Genomic DNA, 20,352 nt, shown 5'->3' on the forward strand with positions numbered 1-20,352 from the left:
TACCCCAGAATGTGCAGTTTAATTCGCACATATATCGGTAAATATTACGATACATTCCATGATTGCCTAAATAGTGCGCCGCAATAAAAGTATTGTCAAATGAAATACCAAGAGCTAACGTGGTGTGGATGCCGCTATAGATTGTCTGCCCATACCCTTTCGTCTTTTTCCTAGAGTACGGAGCCCGCAGATGAATGACATGAATGTCAGTGGTAATTTGAATGCGATGAACGGCACGCATCTTCAGGCACCCGAACAATTCGCTTTCCCGAGGATCGGAAACGAGGCCTCTCATCGCCTCTCAGTCTATCTGAAACGGGCTCTCGACACGGTCATTTCCCTTATCGCCCTTATCGTTCTCATGCCGATGATCGCGATGCTGATCGCCCTGCTTTATGCCGTTCAGGGTCGCCCGATCTTCGTTGGGCACCGCCGGATTGGCAAGAATGGGGTGATGTTCCCCTGTCTCAAGTTCAGGACAATGGTACCCAATGCCGACGAGGCTCTGCTTCGGCATCTCTCCGCCAATCCATCGGACGGGGCGGAATGGGCCGCCACGCGCAAACTGAAGAACGACCCCAGGATTACGCCGCTCGGCGCCTTGCTGCGCAAGAGCAGTGCCGACGAGATACCACAGCTCCTGAACGTGGTACTCGGGCAGATGAGCATCGTCGGCCCGCGCCCGATCGTACCGAGCGAGGCGGAGTTCTATGGTCGCCACTTCGTGGATTACATCCGGGTTCGGCCGGGCCTGACTGGGCTTTGGCAGATCAGCGGCCGCAACGACATCAGTTACAACGCACGCGTCGAACTCGACATGCGTTATGTCCGGGAACAAAGCATCTGGGGGGATATCGTCATCATGGCCAAGACCGTCCCGGCGGTCCTGCGCGCACACGGCAGCTATTGATCAATCACCCGATCCCGCGGGGGCGGTTAAGACACGGCGGACGTTCCGCGGGATCGCGCGCATACGGCAGACGCAATGCAATAGCATCGAGGGATCAGCACATCTTGCAAGCCAGTTTTGAGATCGTAAGCATAAACTTTCAGCAAAAAGAGACCGCCATCTGCTTCTCGCTGCGGCCTCGTTTTTCGCAAACCGGAAAATTTGTAGATGGGCGGGGCTCCCTCGTCCACCGCCCTTGGTCTTTGGACATAGCGCCCTCCTTCCGCGCGAACCATGATGGAGGGCAGTCGTGAGCTCAATCGAGCACTGCGCCATCAACGGGCGGTTCCTGACGCAAAGTGCGACCGGCGTTCAACGTTATGCGATGAATGTCGTCAAGGCTCTCGACCGCACCTTCGGTCATGACGAGCGCCTGCCGATAATCGCGCCCGTCGGCACGCCGGACCCGGGTTTTGCCCGACTTCCGCTGATCACCTCCGGTGATTTCGGCGGGCACGCGTGGGAGCAGACCGTGCTTGCCCGGACTTGCCAGGGGCCGCTGCTCAATCTTTGCAATTCGGCACCCGTTGTTAAGAAGGATCAGATCGTCTGCATCCATGACGCCAACATTTTTGCCGCCCCCGAAAGTTATAGCCGCGCCTTCCGTATGGCCTACTCGCGGCTGCATCCGCTTCTGGTTCGACGGTCCGCTCGCATCGCCACGGTCTCCCACACATCAGCGCGGCAACTTGCCCGCTACCTGCCTGTCCGGCAGCAGGACATTGCCGTCCTTCCCAATGGCCATGAACACGCTCTCGAGTGGGACGCCGGGCTGGCGAAGGTCGCCCCGCAAATCGTCAGTGCCATAAGCGCAAGAGGCCGCCAATTCGTTCTGGCGCTCGCCTCCCGTGCCCCGCACAAGAACCTTGGCTTGCTGATGAAAGCTGCGGAGGCTCTGGACGACCTGGATATCGACATTGTCGTCGCCGGCGGAAGTGCCGGCATTTTTGCCTCCGACGTTCTCGAAAAACGGCCGAACCTCCTCCTCGTGGGGCGGGTGTCGGACGACGATCTTGCCTATTTTCTGAAACATGCACTTTGTCTGGCGTTCCCCTCCATCACCGAGGGTTTTGGGCTGCCCATCGTCGAAGCCATGGCCTTGGGTTGCCCCGTCGTAGCGTCCGACTGCGCAAGCATGCCCGAAGTATGCGGTCCGGCGGCGCTGATGGCCTCTCCCTTCCAGCCGGAGGCGTGGATCAGGCATATAGCGGCCCTGAAGGGCTCGGATCTGCTCAAAGGCGAGTTGCGCGGCCGGGGCTTGGAGCAGGTTCGCAACTTCTCCTGGACGAACACCGCAGCGGGTTATCGAGAACTGCTCCAGGACCCTGCGAAAGGCCTCGTTCCCCGTAAATCCTCCAATTCGACGGAACTCAGCCTGGCGGTTGTCATCGCCACGCGCGGCCGCCCGGCCATCGTCAGCGCGACGGTGCGCCATCTTCTCGCAACCCAGACGGTTCGACCGGATACGATGGTGGTGTCCTGCGTCGATACGTCCGACGTCGGCGACCTGGTCTCCGATCCCAAAGTGACGATCGTCACCGGAAAGGCCGGCCTTGCGGCCCAACGCAACCGAGCGCTCGCCAACCTGCCCGCCGGAACGGACGTGGTCGTCTTTTTTGACGACGATTTCGTCGCCCATAGGAATTGGCTGGCGTCCGCCCTTTGTGCGTTTCGCGATGAAAGCCGCCTCGTCGGGCTGACGGGGCACGTGATCGCCGACGGAATCAAAGGCCCCGGCATCCCCTTCGATGAGGCCCTTCGCCTTCTGGATCGCGCGCCATCCCCTGGTTCGAGGTGGCATGAGCCCTACAGTCCCTATGGCTGCAACATGGCCTTCCGCATGTCGGCCATCGGCGACGCAAGGTTCGACGAACGGCTGGTCCTGTACGGCTGGCTGGAGGATCGTGACTTCGCGGCCGCACTTGCCAGGCAGGGTGGACGCTTCGTCAAATCGGACGAGGCCTGCGGCGTACATATGGGCGTCAAGAGCGGCCGCGTTAGCGGTGAACGGCTGGGATATTCTCAGATCGTCAACCCGCTTTACATGATGCGCAAGGGCACCATGACGCTTGCGCAGGTTGCCGACCAGGTTCTGCGCAACATCACCAGCAATTTCGGCCGGCTGTTATGGGCGGAACCGTTTATTGATCGACGCGGGAGGGTCAAAGGCAATCTCATGGGCCTTGCCGATGTTTTGCGGGGGCGCCTGGAGCCTGAGCGTGCTGCTCGATTGCCAGTTTTCGACGCTCTTGCGCTGCGGACCGGAGGAAAGGCCAAATGACTTTCAACAGGCCCGGCCCTCTGGAGGACGCTTCCCGTCTGTGGCGCATGGATCGCGAACCGATGGGCAATGCCGGCGAGGGCCCACTCGCGCTGTTGCGCCTGATGATCGCGCTTGCGTGGCGCAACAAGATGCGGCTTATCGCGTGTACGGCGGCGGGGTTCCTGCTCGCCTTTCTTTATGCGAACTCTCTTCCCCGGGTGTACAATGCCACGGCAACGCTTCTGCTGGAGCCGCGGCAATTTGCTTCCGCCGGCCGCGACATCAGCGGGCAGCAGAACCTGGACCTGAACAGCGCCGAGAGCGAATTGCAGATCATTCGTTCGGAGCGGCTTCTATCCGCCGTGTTCGAAAGCCTTGTCCTTCAAGGCGACGCCGAACTCGGCCCCCGGCCGCCCAAGGAATTCAGCGGCCTGGCGGTTCAGGTGCAGGACACGATGTCGACGCTCGTGGACAATGGGTTGACGACGCTTGGGAAGACGTCGAGGCGGGCCGAGGATTCACTGGATCCGACCGCAGATCCCCGCGAAAACGCACGCCGCATTGCTTTTGCGAATTTCGTCAAACGGCTGAGCGCGCGGCGGGTGGGGCAATCTTACGTCGTCGAAATCGAATTCTGGTCATACAATCAGAACCTCCCTGCCCGCGTCGCAAACGCCATGGTGTCGGGATACATCCTGCAATCGATTGCCTCAAAAGAACAAATGGCCCGAGCTGGCACGGACACGCTGCAAGGACGACTGGACGCGCTGGCTATCCAGGTCAATGCTGCCCGGGAGGCAATGAGGAACGGCACGTTGCCGGCGGTGGCCACACCGGATGCCGATGCCCGGATCATCGGCGCCGCACTTCCGCCACTCGATCCCTCCGGCCCGCGCAAGACACTGATCGCCGCATTGGGTGGGCTGTTGGGGTTCCTGATCGGTATGTCGACCATAGCCATCAACGTGGCCTTTGATCGCCGGGTACGCGATGCGAAGGAACTCTCGCAGGAATCTGGCATTCCATGCTTGGCGATGGTTCCGGACACCGGAAAAACGGCAGGCATCGGGTGGCGTTTCGATAGCCCGGCGCTTCAACGATACGCCAGCGTCATTCGTGACTTGAAAACCTCCGTCGATGTCGCTTGCGCATCACAACGGCGGGAAAGAAACATCGTGATCGCGTTTATCGGGGCCACCGCTGCGACCGGCGTTTCGACCCTGTCTCTCAGCATGGCGCAGCTTCTGAGCCGAAGCGGCCACCATGTGACGTTCTTCTATTCGGGGCTACCGTCCATGGTCGAAGAGACATCCAGTTCTTCAACTTCCCTGGCCGACGTCGCAATCTCAGGTCTGAAGGCGGATCAGCTGTCGTTCGGCAATCTCGATGGCATTGCCACTCTGCCGATCCACTCGATAGAACCGCATATCAACATTTTTGCAGATTTCCGTCATTCCAGCGTGTTGCGGATTCTGGAAACTGCTCGATTGAAGGGAGATGTCATCTTCGATCTTCCGGCCCTTGATAACTCCCTGGATGCGCTGGCACTGGCATTTCATGCCGATGCCGTCTTGATCGTTGCAAAAAGCGGACGCACGACAATTGACGAGGTGAAGGACGTTCACAACCAGTTGCGGCGCGCTGGTGCGCCGGTGATCGGCACCGTAGTCAACAGGGTCAGGTCATGACCGCAGACCCCGTGACTTCCCGAGAAACACCTCCGCAGGTGCAGGACTCCTTCGGAGCTGAGCGATCCGCGGATGATCCGGAAGGCAGTATCTGCAAGCTCGCGATCATCATCACCTGCTTCAACTATTCGCAATTCATCCGGCGCGCGGTTGAAAGCGTCCTTTCGCAAAAGTGTAGGCAGTTCCAGATTCTCGTGATCGATGATGGTTCCACCGATGGTTCGTGGGAGGTGATCCGCGGATTGGGAGTGCGTGCGTTTCGGCTTGCAAATGGCGGTCAACGCAAGGCCTGTCTTTTTGGCCTTGAGCAGACACAGGCACCCTTCGTCCTATTCCTCGATGCCGATGATGAGCTCCTTCCCGAAGCATTGGAAGTGATCATCGCCAACCTGGACGACGGCGTTGCGAAACTTCAGTTTCCGTTGAAGCGGATCGATGGCGACGGCAATGTCATCAGCGGCCCGATACCCGAACTCCAGGCGTTCAGAGGGCGTGAACTGGCCGGGCGCGTTTTACGCACCGGTGTCTACGCGACGCCCCCGACCTCGGGCAACGTCTTTAGACGCGACGTGTGCGAGCTCCTGAAGGACGCCGACTATGACAGGGCAGTCGATGGCATTATCCTGTTCGCGGCTCCATTCATCGGCGACGTGGTGAGCCTGCCGCAGCCGCTCGGTCTTTACCGAGTCCATGACCGCAACGATTCCGGCTTCGGTGACGAATTGAATACGCAGGCTTTGCATCGGGATCTTCAGCGATTCGTCGCCAGGACGGAGCATCTGCGCCGGATCCTGCCAGGCTATGGCTATCGGTCCGGTCTCGTATCCACCGAGCACGCCTATTTCTATCGCGAGCGGCGCTTTTATCTTGCGGTGGCGGAGGATGAACAGGTTTCCTTTGCCAGCCTGTCTGGACTTGTTGGGCGACTGTGGCGGGACAAAAACCCGCTGCGGATGAAGGTTTCCATGACACTGTTCTTCACGGCCGTCAGTCTGCTTCCCAGAGATCGCGCCCGAAAGGCGCTTGCCTATCGTCTGGGCGCCGGGACCCGCTCGACGCGCGGGCTCATTCGGGCGCTGACCTGAGCGGATTAGCGATCGACCAGGTCAGGTCTTCCGGATGCAAGGGCAATCCGCATGCCCAGCCCGAACAGTGTCGCGATATAAGTGGCTGCGCCCGCGCCCGCTACCACGACAAGCTGTATCACAACGGGCAGACCGGACGCCGGCATTCCCGTTCGCAACCAGATGACGACAATTGCCATGACGGTAGCGGAAGCCAGAACTTTCCAAAGGTTCCGGATCTGCTGCCATGGCCCCAGCCCGAACAGCCGCCGTGCCTCGGCAATGTAGAAAACAGCCATGACGGAAGCGACCAGAATTCGGGCAATGCTCGCTCCATGGGCGGCAAACAGATAGAAGCCAATGGAGATCAGAACGACCCGGAAGCACAGGTCTATCGTATTGAGCCTGAAAATGACGGAGGGTCGATCGAGAGCGAGGCTCGCCGAATAGAGCGTCTGGAAATACGGTATCGGAATGACTGAAAGGGCGAGCAGGCTGAGATAGGGAGCCGCGTCGCTCCATTGCGCTCCGAGCAGGATAGCGGTCACGAGATCTGCCGTCAGGGAGAGGCCGACGCAAACGGGAAGCGAAATCAGCATCGCGAAACGGCTTGCCTTGAGGAAGGCCGTCCTCATTCGGTCTGCATTCGAACTGATCTGCGAAAAAGCTGCCATGACCGGCTGCAGCGCCGGACCGATTATGCTCTGGGTCGGGATGACGGCGATGTCACTTGCAACGGCGTAGCGGCCGAGCATGGCGCTGTTTCCGGCAGAGCCGATCAGGAAACGATCAAACTGCCAATTCAAGGCGGACACCAATTGCGCCGAACTAAACCAGCCGATAAAGCCGGCAAAATCCGGGAGCCGCTTCAGCGAGAAGGCAGGTCTGTAAGGGGCCACGGCATAAGAGGCCATGGTGGCGACAAATGCGGTGGTCACGAAATTGACGACGATCGCCCAATAGCCGCCTCCGGCAACCACGGTGATGACAGCGGCCGCAAAAGCGCAGAGCTTGCTGATCGTTTCGATCGCGAATGTCGGGCGGAATTCGAGCGCGCGGGCAAAATGCACCATGGCCGGGCTCATGAATCCCTTCGCGATAGGGCCGAGCGCCATGGCGGCGATCACCGGAACGAGCAAGGGATTTCCATTCATCAGCGAATACGGCCAGGTCGCAACCAGGAAGATCGCGGCGATCGCCGAACTTCTCAACACGCCGAGTGTGAAGCCGGTATCAAGGTGGCTCTTATCGAGCACCGGCAGTCGCACCAGTGCCTGGGTGACCGGAACCTCCAGAACCGTATCGATGACGACGACCAGCGCCATTGCGAGTGCCGCCAGTCCAAAATCCGTCGGGGACAACAGGCGGGCGAGAATGAGTACGTTGAAAAAGTCGATAAACCGCCCGACGAAGCGGGAAAAGACGAGCCAACTGGCACCTTTGAGAGCTGCGAACGCAAGCATTCTTCACCACGCCCCTGTCTCACCGCCGCTCCATGAACGAGGCGGCCTGCTTCTTTTCCGTCGTTGGTATTGTCCTCGAATGCTCTTCAACGGTTCAGTTTGGCCGAGAAGCCTCGAAGGACATGCGCCATTCCAACGGCGCGGAGCAAGGCCGGCTTCAACCGCGGAAATTCCTGCGCAATCGCTCCTTCGCGCCACAGCTGGGATTTCACGGCCATCAACTTGCGTGCCATTCCGGCCCGTGTCGTCGGCGCGACAGTCGCTATGAACTCACCTCGCCCGAAATCAACCGATCGGGGGGCGACACCCAAGGCGATCACATCCGCCTTGGACGGGTTTATGATCGCTTGCTTAAGTCTCAACCAGGCCCGATCCGCATCGCCCAAAACCTGAGCGCCGCTGGAGAGACCATCGATATAGCGTAGCGCGCCGGTGAGAAGCGGATTGCCAACGGCCGGATCGAGCCTGCCGAAGCGAATCTCTCCCGAATTGCCGATCACCGTGCCGTCATGTCCCATGCGGAGCGTTTTGACGGAAGGTATGGCCGGCTCAAAAAGGCTCTCGATGATGTGCCAGTACCGCAGGACCACTGTCCTCGTCTTGAAGGGATTGTAGAAGCGATCCTCCACCACGAGACCAGCCACATTGGGGAAATGGTCTTCGCTAAGCCCCTTGTAATTGCATCGCGCAAACTGCACCGTTTCGAAACGATGCTCCGGCAGCCCGGCGGACAGAAGCCTCTGGGTGCTGCCGTAGAGCCCGGTATCGCAGAGGATAATACGTTTGGCATCACCTGCGATTTGCGCGATATGAATCTTGAAGCAGTCATTCTGGCTGTCGATGTCTTGCGCGACGGCGCTGCCGGCTGTCGTATCGAGCATGCCGAAAAAGCGGCTCGCATCAAAAACCTGCTGCCACTGGTCAGGTAGATTATAAGAACCGTTGCCGAGCGCATGGGCAACGGCGGCGAAACTTGCGCATTCGAATTCGCGCGCCAGTTCATCGAGGACAGCCGGGCTCCTGGCCGCCACCGCCGAGCGGGCCGCAATCAGGCGCGAAATCAGGATGTTCTCGCGCTTCAACGAAAGAGGCAGGTCGAGCACGGACTGGAGGCGTTCGAAAGCTTCCCGTATGCCAAGTCCCCCGCGCGCGCAAAAGAGCATTGTCGCATCGCGGTCCGAACTCGCCTGCTGCCCATATAGCCATAAAAAGAGACAAAATTCTGCGACGATCGGACCGAATACATGTTCGCCGAAGTGAACCTGATCGCCGATTGGCGGTATGGCCCCGCGGGAGCCCGATCCAGTTTTGACTTGCCGCAGCCCTTCCGCCAGGGCTCCGTTGCCCCGTGAAACGAGCCGCTTGAGGCGGTTCTTCGGCATATGGATGGTCTGTATCCCCATGCTCTTTGGGACGAGGCAATCGGCGAGGAGGTCGTCACCGATGTGCAGGGCGCGCGAAGCATCCACGCGTTCAGCCTTTAGAACCAGAGAAAACAGGTCGCCCTGCCGCTTGCTAGCCTTCAGATCCGCGCTTGAATAGATCTCGTCCAGGAGGCCCGGGCCGTGAAAATGGTCGATGAGCTCGCCGACTTTTTCACCGGATAGCCCCGTATCGGTGATTGCCACGACCCTCACACCGGCTTGACGATGGCGCCGCAACAGCATGGCAAAATCACCATTCGCAAAAAGCGCCCGCTTTTCGACTTCAATCTCGATAGCGATCCGCTTCTCTATCACGGAACGCGACAGCCCGAGAATGGCGACTTGGCGGCTGATGACATCGCAAAGGCACACCTCGCCCCGACCGCCTCCCATGTTCAAGGCACGATATGCCATCTTTTCGGCAAGCAGCCTGGCCCGGATCAGTTCGTCGGGGCACATGGGCGAACCCTGGCCCTGCAGAAAACGGGCAAACATCTTTTCACCCGCAATGATGCGCGACCGCCGGGACAGGCCGTTGCGCAACAAAAGGGTATCGAACACGTCTGTCGCAATCAGCTCTATGGAATGAAGGGGCCGATTGAGATCGTCGAGGCTCCGTCGCGGCATCCAGCATACCCCTCGCAAATTACCGGAACCAGCGCGCCTTGACGGGCCAGCGCCAATCCAAATCCCTGATAGAAAATTTCCCCCGAACGCATCCGAAGAAGAACGCATTCGTACCGATGGCAGAGTGTAACAGACATAGACAAATGCCTTCAAGTTAAATTACTATATACCAATTAGTATATCTGCCAAAAATATCACCACTCCGGTATTTATTTGAACAATAACGAGGCACGCGCAATATATATTGGATTTCCCGTTCTGTAATAACTCGGAAGTACTAGATCAAACGATGGAGACCTGCATGCAGGAGGCGAAGTTCCCCACCCCTCAAAAGGCGGCCGATCTGGAGTATGATGCCATTGTTTTGGGAGCGGGGGTTAGCGGTCTCGTTTCAGCCGCCGTGCTGGCCAACCAAGGATGTCAGCAAATCTTGGTCGTCGATGAATACGGCCACATCGGCGGGAACCACATGGACTGGTCGACGAATGGATATACATTCGACATCGGAAGCCTGATTTTCCAGGACGATTCCCCTCTGCTGACGCATTTTCCCGAACTCCTCCCTCTCTATGTGCCGATCGAGCCTCGCTGGGGACGGTTGAATCCCCAGAAGATGGTCACGGATTATCCGATTTCGCTGCGCGACGACATTTTGCGGGCCGGCGTCAAGGGGATGATGCGCATCTTCGGGTCGGTGTTCTATGCGCGGCTGTTCCAGCGCGAAATGCGCAACGCAAGAGACTTTTCACGCTACTGGATCGGCGCCGAGCTTCTCCGGCGGTCCGGTCTGGAATCCTATATGCGGAGGTTTTACGGGATCGCGCTTGATCAGATCGATATCGATCTGGCGAAGAAAAGGATGCTGTGGATCAGCGAACATGCCTCGCTGGGCAACCTCGCCCATCGCCTTTTTCGTCGCCGACGCCAGGGTCCGACCAACAAGCAGCTCGCCCGCCCCAAATCCGGATTTGCGCCCCTTTACCGGCTCGCTCAACAAAACCTGGAGAACCGAGGGGTGCAATTCGCCCTGGGCGTCAAACCAGTCGCAATCGACCGATTGGAGAACGGCTTTCAATTGAGGCTGGAGGACCGGGTGATTACCGCAGGCCGGCTGTTCTCGACGATCCCGATCGAACGGGTGCAGGCCCTGTGTGCCATCGAGCGGCGCCACGTTCTCAATACCACCACCCTCATCAGCCTCTATTTCAGCTTCAGCGGAGAGCGTGGCTTTCAGCAGCCGATCATCTACAATTTCTCGCATGATGGTGCATGGAAGCGCTTGACGGTCTATTCCGACTTCTACGGCCAGGCCCATGGGCGGGAATATTTCGCCGTCGAAGTCGTTGCCGACCGACCGGACAGCCCGGTTGAAATGGCCGAATTGGATTTTCGGGCGCACGTTGCGGCGAACGGGCTGTTTCGAGGGGATCTGAAACTCGAAGGCGCCCAAGTCCTGACCAATGCCTATCCCGTCTACAGCCGGGACGCCGCGCGCCAGGCGGATGAAGCCATCGCTGCACTGCGTGCGTTTGGAATCCAGTCCTACGGACGCCACGGCGGGTTCAACTACCAGCCGACAGCCCGTGTCTCCACCCTCGATGCGGAAGCCGCTCTCGGATTCGAACGGAAGGTCTCTCAGCCGCCGGGAGCGGTCGAGACTTCTCCCCAGACGGAGCCGGCACCCTCGCCGCTTCTGATATCCTCTCCCACAACCCCGTGAGCCCACTATGCGGATCATGCATGTTCTGAACCACACCCGGCGATTGAACGGCAATGTGCATGCGGCTGTCGACCTTGCCTGCGCTCAGGTAAAGCTCGGCCACACTGTCTGCATGGCAAGCGGTGGAGGCGATTTCGGCGGATTGCTTGCACGCAACAGGGTGGAAACGGTTTTCGTCGATCAGCAGAGAAAGCCTCTCACCGTGCTCAAGTCGCTTTGGGCGCTGCGACGCCTCATCCGTGACTGGAAGCCGGATATCGTGCATGCGCATATGATGACGAGCGCTGTTCTCTCGGTCCCCGCCTGTCGTTTATCGTCAACGCCGCTCATTACCACTGTTCACAATGCATTTGAAAAAAGCGCCGTGCTGATGGGGCTTGGCACATGCGTGATTGCCGTTAGCGAAGCCGTCGGGAAATCGATGCAGGAACGCGGCATATCGGCATCGAAACTGCGCGTCGTTCTCAACGGCACAATCGGATCGGCGCGGTTCGAAGGGCGCGACAGGACGCCTGCGTCCCTTCGCAGTCCAAGCATACTTTTCGTCGGAGGGCTGCATCCCAGAAAAGGGTTGCCCGACCTCCTGGAAGCCTTTCGCCTGACGCACAAGCAATATCCCGACAGCCACCTTTATATCGCCGGCGGCGGGCCCTTCGAAGCCGCCTACCGGCAATTGGCCAGCGAAACGGGCTGCGCAAGCGCCATCACATTTGTCGGCGCCATCGACGAACCCTTTCCCTACATGTTAGGCGCCGACATCTTCGTCCTTCCCTCCCATGCCGATCCTGCGCCGCTCGTCCTGTCGGAAGCGCGTGAAGCGGCCTGTGCGGTGATCGGCACGGACGTGGATGGCATCCCGCAGCTGCTCGGTTTCGGCGAGGCCGGGATCCTTGTCCCACCGCGCGATCCGCAAGCCTTGGCAGCCGCTCTCTGCGACCTGCTGGCGGATCCCGAGCGGCTGGATATGTGGAAGGCGAGGAGCCAATTGCATATCAACAATCTGACGATCGAACGCGTCGCCCGCGAGACGCTCAGCGTCTACAAGTCCGCCCTGTCGCCTGGAGCCGAGGTCGTCCCGGCCTAGTCGGCGACGGGAAGTATCGGATTAACCTCGGCCGAGCTGCCGCTTCAGGTAACTGTCGGCGTGTGGATCGGCATAATGGAACAGCGCCGTCGCCCGCACAGCGCCTTCGTCGACAGGCTCATTCGTGTGGATGCTGCGATAGCCCCAGAACAGATAGAGATTGCCGGGAACCAACGACACATGCTTCACGCCCTTTCCGCCGGATGCGCGACTGCGCAGGATCCGCTGCGTGAGCGCATTGTCGAGGATCGCTTTGTCGGCGAGATTGAAGAGGTAATTCGATCGGATTCCGCGGGTATTGGGGATAATCAAGAAGTCGCCGCGCTTGCCGAATTTCGGGATTTCGATTGGTAGCAGTGCCGTGATCGCGTAGGAATCGTAGTGAAATATCAAGGAATGTTCCGCCACGCTTTTACCCGTGAGACAGCGAAGAATCTGATAGAATTTAACGTCGGGCGCAGGCCGGCCTAGACCGATGGAATAGAGGCGGGAAAAGAGAGCCTTGAATTCCGGGGAATTGCCGAGGTCGTCGAGGCCTGATCCCGCGAGCTCATCGCTTTTCAGCGAAATCGTCTGGCGGCCCTCGCGTGTGATCGTGGTGGAGACAAAATTTTGCATCTGGCTGAGATCTTCGGCTGCCAGGAAGTTGGGAGCGCAAAAAATTCCGTCTTTGTTGATTTCATGAGCGATGCCACGAACATCCCCATCCGATAGCGCAGACAGCCACTGTTTGGCATTGCTGAGATAAGACATGGCAGGCTCCGTAGCAGCACGCGATTCTGTCCTGGAACACATCAGGAGACACCAGGGTCAGGCGATCAACAGGATCACTCGGAAAACGAGCTGACTTGGCTGAAATTGCCCTGCTCCCCGCTATTGACGCCATCCGGCGACAACGGGGCGGGCCGACGGTCGAGACTCAATCGACCCTTCCGATGCGCAGACGCCGTCTGGGCAAAGCCGGCATGTGATCGTCCTGGTTTCCTTCCAACAGCAGCGGAGAGGTCATCCGCTCCGGATCAAGCAACCGCCACTCTCTTTCAAGCCGCAGCCTGATGGATATCCAGATGTCGCTCGTCATAACTCACCCTTCGATCAGGATAAAATCCGTCATTCCCAAAGAATCGACCTACGGTGATTTCCGCTTAAACTCGGACCACACCATGTAGAAGATACCTGCGAAATAGCCAACTTGCATCAAAATAAAGCACAACGAAGTATAAACCAATGAATTCAGGAAATTTCCTTGGTAATCATATGTAATTATACCAAAGACAATCGAAGCAATGGTCATCTGCGCCAACGCTGCTGGCGCCATCAATTTCACCGATTTTCTCAAGAGCAAGCTCATGCGCGCCACTCGCTTCGCTGGCCTTCCTAATGTGCATCAACACCCCATTCAGGCCATTGATGGTTCAAGGCTTCACCGCGTCCGCCCTTCGATGAGACAAGACAAGAATGCGGCTCCGCTTCGGAATTGGAAGCGAACAGCAAATCGCACCGGGAAGGAAGAAACTCTTTGTGATGATGCGCTACGCCCAATGACGTAAATCCACGTCGAAGTCTGGACCGCGTCGGACAAGCCAGACGCCGACAGGGGCCCGTTTTCATGACCAATGATTTGCCTGCCTTGCCGGATCAATGGAGATCATCACGGATGCAGGCCTTGAAGTGTCCTTTCCCCCCTTCTCTGAGTGGCGGCACGACGCTCGCACAGGCTTCAATCGCAACCGGGCAACGGGTCCGGAAGACGCAGCCGCTTGGGGGATTGGCGGGGCTTGGGATATCCCCTTTGAGTATCTGCCGGTTCGCATGCCGTGAAGGGTCGGGCGACGGAACAGCCGAAAGCAGGGCGCGCGTATACGGATGCTGCGGGCTGGCATAAAGCTCGCGGCTCGGCGCCATCTCCATGATCCGCCCGAGATAGAGCACGATCACCGTATCGGCGACATATTCGACCACCGCGAGATCGTGGGCGATGAACAGCATGGTCAGGCCGAGCCGCGTCTGCAGGTCGCGCAGCAGGTTGACGATCTGCGCCTGGATCGACACGTCGAGCGCCGACACCGGTTCATCGGCGACGATCAGCTCGGGCGCAAGCGTCAGCGCCCGGGCAATGCCGATGCGCTGGCGCTGGCCGCCGGAGAACTCATGCGGGTAGCGGGAAATCGCATCTGGCGGCAGATCTACCGAGGCGAGGGCCTGGGCAGCTTTTGCGGCCCGCTCCGATCTGCTGCCGATCCGCTGGATATCCAGCCCTTCCGTGAGGATTTCGCCGATCGTCATCCGCGGCGAGAGGCTGGCGAAGGGATCCTGGAAAATATACTGGACCCGCGCATGCAGGCCGCGGAGCTCGCGGCGCGTCAGGCTCGTCGTTTCCGAGCCTTCAAAACGGATACTGCCGGAGGTGGGTTCGATCAGTTGCGCGACCATGCGACCGATGGTGGTCTTGCCACTGCCGGATTCGCCAACCAGTCCGACGACTTCGCCACGTTTGATGTTGAAGGAGACATCCTGGACGGCGCGGACGACCGGCCCGCGGGCAAATGCCACCGGGGCAAAATCCTTGCCCAGCCGGCTCACTTCGAGCAGAAATTCCTGTGACATCGGTCAGATCTCCTGCCATCGGATGCAGCGGCTGAACTGTCCCTCACCGGCGTCCGCCAACGCCGGGTAGGCTTCTGAGCAGGCCTCTATGCGGTAGGGACAGCGGGGAGCGAAAGGACAGCCTGACGGCAGGTCCATGAGGCTCGGAACCGATCCTGCGATGGTCGGCAGCGGGGTGCCCGCCTCCCTGAGAAGGGTCGCGGTTCCAAGCTGCGGCACCGAACGCATCAGCCCCTTGGTATAGGGATGACGCGGATGGGAGAAGACCCGCGCCACGCTGCCGGTCTCGACAAGCGAACCGGCATACATGACGGCCACGCGGTCGGCGATCTCGGCAACGACCCCGAGATTGTGGGTGACGAACAACATGCCCATGCCGCGTTCCTTCTGCAGCCGCCCGAGCAGGTCGAGGATCTGCGCCTGGATGGTGACATCGAGGGCCGTCGTGGGTTCGTCGGCAATCAACAGCGTCGGGTTGCATGCGAGCGCCATCGCAATGGTCGCTCGTTGCCGCATGCCGCCGGAGAGTTCGTGCGGATACTGCCGGGCACGTCGGTGCGGATCGGGAATGCCGACATCCTCCAGCCGCTGGATGGCGTCCGACAAGGCCTCCCGATGAGATTTACCCATATGGATGCGGATCGGCTCGGCAATCTGTTCACCGATCGTAAAAACCGGATTGAGGCTGGTCAGCGGCTCTTGAAAGACGATGCCGATATCATTGCCGCGCACCCGGCGCAGGGTGTCGCTGCCAAGGGTCTGCAGTTCGACGACTTCGCCCGTCTTACGCTTCAGCCGCAGCGTACCCGCAGCGATACGGCCCACGCCGCGCGGCAGAAGACCGATGATCGACAGGCTGGTCACCGACTTTCCCGAGCCGGATTCACCAACCAGCGCCACGGTTTCTCCCGTCGCCACGGCCAGGCTCAGGTCCCGCACGGCGACGATCTCCCGATCGCCGATGCGGAACACCGTCGTCAGCCCGGAAATTTCTAGGATCGGCTCAGCGCTCATCGTCAATCCAGAAGCCCGGTTTGCCGCAGGATGCCGTCGATGACGGCCGCCTCTTCGTCGTTCAGGGATCGCTGCGGACGCGCCATGACATTGGTGTCGATAACCCCAAGCCTGCGCATGGCGGTCTTGAAGGCTCCCACTCCGGCAGAGCCCGCACTGGTCCGGCCCAAGCTGACCCAGACCATCTCGAAAAGCCGGCACAGGCGTTCCTGCTCCTGCCGTGCACCGGCAAAATCGCCCGCCTGGCAGAGATCCCACAGGCGGACATAGCCGTGCGGATCGACATTCCCGAGGCCCGGCACGATGCCGTGCGCGCCCATGTTCACCACGCTGTCGGCGACGATCTCGGATCCCGTCATGACGAAGAAATCCGGCAGATCGGCCGTGTCTGCCATGACATAACGAAGATTGCCGTCATCGCCGCTCGAGTCCTTGACGCCCACGATCGTGCCTTCGCGAGCAAGCGTCACGGTGGTCCGGCGTTCGAGCTTGGTATGGACGCAGACAGGGATGTCGTAGGCGATGACCGGCATGTCGACCGCCTCCCGGATATAGCGGAAGTGATCGATGGTCTCGGCCTGGTTTGTCCGGGCATAGAATGGCGCCGTGACGACGACCGCGTCGGCACCCGCCGACTGCGCGACCTTTGCATGGGCGATCACCCGCTCGGTTGTGGGATCGATCACGCCGACCAGGACGGGCACGCGCCCGCGAACCTGCTTGACCGCATGTTCGATGATGCTGCGGCGCGTGGCTTCGTCATGGAACACGACTTCGCTGGTCGAGCCGAGAACGAACAGGCCGTGCACGCCACCATCGAGCAGATGATCTATGACGCGCGTGAAAGAAGAATAATCCACCCCGAAAGTCGCGGTGAGCGGAGTGACGACGGGCGGAATGACGCCGGTAAAGAGGGGCATGTGCAACCTTTCACTTGAGTTCGGAGCGCGGATCGAAGGCATCGCGAAGCCCATCGCCCACGAAGTTGATGGCAAGAACGGTCACGACGAGCGCGCCGCCCGGAAACATCCATTGCCAGGGATAATTTTCGAGCACATGCGTGGCGCGGGCGGCGTTCAGCATATTGCCCCAGCTCGCTTCCGGGGGCGTGACCCCAAGCCCCAGGAATGAGAGACCGGCCTCCAGCAGGATCCCATTTGCCACCTGCAGGGTGGCGTAGACCACGAGAATATCGATCGTATTGGGCAGACCATGCCGGATCAGCAGGTGCCAGAGGCCGGCGCCCATGCCCCGGGACGCCACGACGAAGTCGCGCTCACGCAGTTCCAGCAACCGGGCCCGTACCATGCGGGAAAGAACCGGCCATGACAGCAGCGAAATCACGAAGATCGTCGGCACTATGCCGCTGCCGACGATGGAGGCGAGGACCAGAAGGAAAATGACCGGCGGCAACGTCATTGCGAGATCGACGAACCGCATCGTGGCACCATCCACGAAACGTCCGGCAAAGCCGGCGATGGCTCCGATGAAGAAACCGAGGAACGTGGAGATCGCCATGGATACCGTCGCCACCAGAAGCGAGATCCGTCCGCCCTGCAGCAGCCGCGCCATGATATCGCGCCCCACCCCGTCGCTGCCGAGCCAATGGGCCGACGACGGCCCCTGGTTCATCGCCAAAAGGTCGATGTCGTTGGGCTTGTGGAGCCACCAGAGATCGTAAGTGAGGGTCAGGACAAGGATCGGGATCAGAATGGCCAAGCCGACCACGGCCGCACCGTTCTCGAAAAAGCGGGAAAGTGCGCGTCGGATGGGACCGGCGGACCTGGCATGTGTCAAGCTCGCCATCTTATGCCACCTTGATGCGCGGATCGACAGCGGCATAGGCGATGTCGGTCAGCAGGTTGACCAGGATGACGCAGGCGCCAGTCAGCAGCGTAGCGCACATGATGACCGGGTAATCGCGCCGGACGACTGCATTGACCATCAGCAGACCCATGCCCGGCCAGTCGAACACGCTCTCGATGAAGATCGCGCCCCCGATCGCGATGCCGATGGTGGAGCCGATCAGCGTGATCACCGGCAGCAGGGCGTTGCGGACGGCATGTTTGACGATGACCCAGAATTCCCGGACGCCCTTGGCGCGCGCCGTGCGCACATAGTCCTGCGACAGCACTTCGAGCAGCGACGAGCGCATGTATCGCATGATCAATGCGCCATGGCCGATCGAAAGCAGGGTGGCGGGCAGGATGAGGTGCGCCAGCAAGTCACCGACGGAGAAAGGCGCGCCCGGCGTCGACATGCCGCCGGCCGGCACCCAGCGCAGATTGACCGCAAATACATAGAGCCCCAGCAGGGCGGTCAGGAAAGCCGGACTTGAAATTCCCACGAACGCCGCCGTCGAAAGTGAAAGATCGGCCAGCTTGTTGCGGCGGACGGCCGCAAAGATGCCGGTTGAGATGCCGACAACGACGGCGATGACAAGCCCACTGAACATCAGCAGGATCGTCGGGCCGATGCGGCTGAGGACAAGCGGCAGCACTCCTTCGCCATTATACTGGATGGAATAGCCGAAATCCCCCATCAGCGCCGCACCCAGCCAGGCGAAATATTGCACCGGCAGCGGCCGCTCGAGACCGAGCCGGGTACGAAGCATCTCGAGATCGGACGCGGAAATCGGCACAGACGGATTGACATAGGCATCGATCGGATCGCCAGGCGTCAGCCGCAGCAACGTGAAGATGAGAACCGTCAGGGCCAGCAGCATCAGCAGGCCGACAGCCGTACGGCGAAGGATGTATTGCAGCATGTTTTCACCAACAGGGTCCGCAGAGGATGCAGTCCGGCTTGCTCGCCGGACCGCATCCCGGCTCACGGGCACATCAAGGAGCGAGATTCCATTTTTCCGGATGGGAGACGTACGGGCCACCGCCTGGAGCGGGCGTCCAGAAGAAGTCCTTAAGCTTGCTGGACACGACCCCATAGCGGCTCGCCACCCACATCGGGGCCCAGGGAAGCGCAGCATTCATTTCCTTGCAGACCTTCTGCCATCTGCCGTCGGCCTTGGCCGGGTCGGTCTCCGCCATCGCCGTATTCAGCGCATCAGTCAGCGCGGGCATTTCGACGCGCATGATGTTGTTGCCGGACGGAGGTATCTGTGCGGCATTCAGCCCGACATTGAGCGATCCCGGATTGGGGCCGTTCTGCAGCCCCGCGTAGACCAATGGGAAATCCTGCCACTTTTCGCTTCGCACGATGCCGTTATAGCTCGGAACGTCGAGCGCGCGCGGAACCACGTTGACGCCGACCTGCGCCAGCATCGCCTGCACCGCCGCCATGACGTTGGCGACCTGTGGCGTATTGTAGTAGGTCAGCCACGGGATCGGCTTGCTGCCGTTGATCTTCTCCCAGCCCGCCTCCGCCAGCAGGGCTTTTGCCTTTTGCGGATTGTAGGCATAGTCGGCCAGATCCTTCGTAAGAAGCTGCGGCGCGACATAGCCGCAGTTGGCGAGTTTGGCGGCACCGCCGAACAGGCTCGAGACGATGGCGTTTCGGTCGATGGCGTACATGACCGCCTGACGGACGCGAAGGTCGTCCCAGATTCCGGCGCGGTGATTGAAGCCGATATAGTTCACCACGTAGGAATCGCCCTCGATGACCCGGAAACCGCCATTGCCCTTGAAGGTCTTGGCGTCGTCGGGTTCGGCGAAGGTGAACTGGATCTCTCCCGCCCTGAGGGCCGCGACGGCCGCAGCCGGATTGGCGAAATAGCGGTTGATCAGGCGATCCGCCTTAGGTTTTCCACCCCGATAGCCATCATAGGCAGCCAGTTCGACATACTGATCGCTGACATGCTTCACGAACTTGAACGGACCGGTTCCGACCGGCTGGGTGGACCACCACGGGCTCTTGGCGACCTCCTTGACGTTCACCGACGACAGCGCATGCTGCGGCAGCATCATCAGCTGCGACAGAACGGAGAGGAATGCCGAGTTCGGCTTGCTGAGCTTGACGACTGCCGTGTGCGCATCCGGCGTCTCGACCGATGCGATATCGGCAAGCCGCGCGGCAAAAATGCTGCCGCTCTCGGCATTCTTGGCAAGCTCCAGGGTGAACTTGACGTCCGCCGAGGTAAAAGGCGTGCCGTCATGCCAGTTCGTCTGGGCGAGCTTGAACGTGTATGTCAGGTTGTCCTGGCCAAGAGTGAACTCTGAAGCCAGAGCGCCGGTAAGCTTCGACAGATCGGATGTGTAGATGACCAGCGGCTCGAAATAGGTGTTGAGCCAGGTGAAGCCGGCTGTTGCAGTCAGCGGGTTGAAATTGCCCTGGAAACCGCCTGGACCCACGTCGAACCCGCCGACAATGGTCTTGCCCGTCTGCGCCTGGGCCGTCGCGGGCACCATTGCGGCAGTCGTGGCAAAAAGCAAAGCTCCCGCCGCCAGAAGGCGACCGAAATTCCGTCGATGCATGCTCTCCTCCTCTTTTATATTT

The 20,352-nt window shown here is 60.0% G+C and carries 17 protein-coding genes; 6 read left to right on the plus strand and 11 right to left on the minus strand.

Annotation, left to right across the window (positions count from 1 at the left end; translation table 11 throughout):
• Positions 1 to 190 precede the first annotated feature (190 nt).
• The 4 genes from AC1DLT_RS02550 (at position 191) to AC1DLT_RS02565 (ending at position 5,985) form a co-directional block, all read left to right on the plus strand.
• Positions 191 to 910 carry a sugar transferase gene (locus AC1DLT_RS02550; RefSeq protein WP_477485778.1) on the plus strand — a complete coding sequence of 240 codons (720 nt, stop codon included), beginning with the start codon at positions 191 to 193 and terminating at the stop codon, positions 908 to 910.
• 289 nt (positions 911 to 1,199) lie between these two features.
• A complete protein-coding gene (locus AC1DLT_RS02555) occupies positions 1,200 to 3,230 on the plus strand; it encodes a glycosyltransferase (protein WP_477485779.1) in 2,031 nt (676 codons plus the stop codon).
• The gene (locus AC1DLT_RS02560; RefSeq protein ID WP_477485780.1) at positions 3,227 to 4,900 is read left to right on the plus strand and encodes a Wzz/FepE/Etk N-terminal domain-containing protein; all 1,674 of its coding nucleotides are present in this window, start codon (positions 3,227 to 3,229) and stop codon (positions 4,898 to 4,900) included. The genes AC1DLT_RS02555 and AC1DLT_RS02560 overlap by 4 nt, the downstream gene beginning before the upstream one ends.
• On the plus strand, positions 4,897 to 5,985 hold the full coding sequence (locus tag AC1DLT_RS02565) for a glycosyltransferase family 2 protein (RefSeq protein ID WP_477485781.1): 1,089 nt from the start codon (positions 4,897 to 4,899) through the stop codon (positions 5,983 to 5,985). Before AC1DLT_RS02560 ends, AC1DLT_RS02565 begins: the two co-directional genes overlap by 4 nt.
• 5 nt (positions 5,986 to 5,990) lie before the next feature.
• Here AC1DLT_RS02565 and AC1DLT_RS02570 read toward each other — a convergent pair whose 3' ends face one another.
• Both AC1DLT_RS02570 and AC1DLT_RS02575 read right to left on the minus strand, forming a co-directional pair.
• The gene (locus AC1DLT_RS02570) at positions 5,991 to 7,427 is read right to left on the minus strand and encodes a lipopolysaccharide biosynthesis protein (protein WP_477485782.1); all 1,437 of its coding nucleotides are present in this window, start codon (positions 7,425 to 7,427) and stop codon (positions 5,991 to 5,993) included.
• An 86-nt stretch (positions 7,428 to 7,513) separates the two neighbouring features.
• Positions 7,514 to 9,412, minus strand: a complete 1,899-nt coding sequence (locus tag AC1DLT_RS02575; RefSeq protein ID WP_477485783.1) for a hydrolase — start codon at positions 9,410 to 9,412, stop codon at positions 7,514 to 7,516.
• A 367-nt stretch (positions 9,413 to 9,779) separates the two neighbouring features.
• Here AC1DLT_RS02575 and AC1DLT_RS02580 point away from each other — a divergent pair, with 367 nt between their 5' ends.
• Positions 9,780 to 11,198: an NAD(P)-binding protein gene (locus AC1DLT_RS02580; protein WP_477481511.1), complete on the plus strand. Its 1,419-nt coding sequence runs from the start codon at positions 9,780 to 9,782 to the stop codon at positions 11,196 to 11,198.
• 7 nt (positions 11,199 to 11,205) lie between these two features.
• Positions 11,206 to 12,282 (plus strand): glycosyltransferase family 4 protein, encoded by a 1,077-nt coding sequence (locus tag AC1DLT_RS02585; protein WP_477485784.1) that lies wholly within the window; start codon positions 11,206 to 11,208, stop codon positions 12,280 to 12,282.
• 21 nt (positions 12,283 to 12,303) lie between these two features.
• Here the strand turns inward: AC1DLT_RS02585 and AC1DLT_RS02590 are convergent, their stop codons facing one another.
• The 9 genes from AC1DLT_RS02590 to AC1DLT_RS02630 form a co-directional block, all read right to left on the minus strand.
• Positions 12,304 to 13,035 carry a hypothetical protein gene (locus tag AC1DLT_RS02590; RefSeq protein ID WP_477485785.1) on the minus strand — a complete coding sequence of 244 codons (732 nt, stop codon included), beginning with the start codon at positions 13,033 to 13,035 and terminating at the stop codon, positions 12,304 to 12,306.
• A 166-nt stretch (positions 13,036 to 13,201) separates the two neighbouring features.
• The gene (locus AC1DLT_RS02595; protein ID WP_157885335.1) at positions 13,202 to 13,363 is read right to left on the minus strand and encodes a hypothetical protein; all 162 of its coding nucleotides are present in this window, start codon (positions 13,361 to 13,363) and stop codon (positions 13,202 to 13,204) included.
• 48 nt (positions 13,364 to 13,411) lie between these two features.
• Entirely contained in the window at positions 13,412 to 13,633 is a 222-nt protein-coding gene (locus tag AC1DLT_RS02600) for an exopolysaccharide production repressor protein (protein ID WP_477485786.1), read from the minus strand.
• Positions 13,634 to 13,920: 287 nt separating this feature from the next.
• A complete protein-coding gene (locus AC1DLT_RS02605) occupies positions 13,921 to 14,889 on the minus strand; it encodes an ABC transporter ATP-binding protein (RefSeq protein WP_247035760.1) in 969 nt (322 codons plus the stop codon).
• A gap of 3 nt (positions 14,890 to 14,892) precedes the next feature.
• Entirely contained in the window at positions 14,893 to 15,903 is a 1,011-nt protein-coding gene (locus AC1DLT_RS02610) for an ABC transporter ATP-binding protein (protein WP_477485787.1), read from the minus strand.
• A gap of 2 nt (positions 15,904 to 15,905) precedes the next feature.
• Positions 15,906 to 16,823 carry a dihydrodipicolinate synthase family protein gene (locus tag AC1DLT_RS02615; protein ID WP_477485788.1) on the minus strand — a complete coding sequence of 306 codons (918 nt, stop codon included), beginning with the start codon at positions 16,821 to 16,823 and terminating at the stop codon, positions 15,906 to 15,908.
• 10 nt (positions 16,824 to 16,833) lie between these two features.
• Positions 16,834 to 17,745, minus strand: coding sequence for an ABC transporter permease (locus AC1DLT_RS02620; RefSeq protein ID WP_477485789.1), 912 nt, complete (start codon positions 17,743 to 17,745; stop codon positions 16,834 to 16,836).
• Complete coding sequence (locus AC1DLT_RS02625) at positions 17,711 to 18,670, minus strand: ABC transporter permease (protein ID WP_477485790.1); 960 nt, start codon at positions 18,668 to 18,670, stop codon at positions 17,711 to 17,713. The genes AC1DLT_RS02620 and AC1DLT_RS02625 overlap by 35 nt, the downstream gene beginning before the upstream one ends.
• A gap of 73 nt (positions 18,671 to 18,743) precedes the next feature.
• Positions 18,744 to 20,330, minus strand: a complete 1,587-nt coding sequence (locus tag AC1DLT_RS02630; protein WP_477485791.1) for an ABC transporter substrate-binding protein — start codon at positions 20,328 to 20,330, stop codon at positions 18,744 to 18,746.
• Between the last annotated feature and the right edge of the window lie 22 nt (positions 20,331 to 20,352).

The sequence above is a fragment of the Neorhizobium sp. 05N33 genome, assembly GCF_056397445.1.